The sequence below is a fragment of the Arthrobacter sp. ZGTC412 genome (genome assembly GCF_002929215.1).
Classification (GTDB): domain Bacteria; phylum Actinomycetota; class Actinomycetes; order Actinomycetales; family Micrococcaceae; genus Arthrobacter.
The window spans coordinates 1-664 of sequence record NZ_PJII01000073.1; the positions used below are offsets into that span (position 1 = coordinate 1).

Below are 664 nucleotides of genomic sequence, written 5' to 3' on the forward strand. Positions count from 1 at the left end.
CGATTGATCGCCGGGGTGGATGTCGGTTTCGAGGATGGCGGCACTATCACCCGCGCCGCGGCAGTGCTGCTGGATGCCGATACCCTGGAGTTGGTCGGCAGCAGCCTGGCGCGAATTCCGACGAACATGCCCTACATTCCGGGCCTGCTTTCGTTCCGTGAGCTACCCGCGGTGCTGCAGGCGCTCGGCGAACTGCCGGCCGTTCCCGACCTGATCTTTTCCGACGGCCACGGCATCGCCCACCCGCGCCGCCTGGGCATTGCTGCTCACCTGGGCGTGGTGACCGGCCTGCCCACCATCGGCGTGGCAAAGAAGCTGCTCACCGGGGCGCACGACGAGCTGGATCTGGCGCGTGGTGCACAGGTCGAGTTGCGCGACAAGAAGACCGGCGAAGTGATCGGCTGCGTGCTGCGCAGCAAGGACAAGGTGCGGCCGCTGATCATTTCCCCGGGTAACCGGGTCAGCATCGTCACTGCACCGCAGCTGGTGATGCGTTATGTCACGCGCTATCGCCTGCCGGAGCCGACCCGGCTGGCCGACCGGCTGGCGTCGCGGCGGGAAGAAAAGGCCGCCGCGCGGCGCTTGTCTGGAGCGGCCGAGTAGTTAAAGCAGTTGTGACCGGGATTGCCCGCGCCCGTGGCGACGCTTGCAGCTGGCGTCTCGC

1 protein-coding gene is annotated in these 664 nt (G+C 67.3%); it reads left to right on the forward strand.

Going from position 1 to position 664, the window contains the following annotated elements:
- The coding region (gene nfi / locus CXQ88_RS21425) for a deoxyribonuclease V (RefSeq protein WP_104046160.1) at window positions 1-603 on the forward strand (603 nt) is incomplete at its 5' end.
- Window positions 604-664 lie beyond the last annotated feature (61 nt).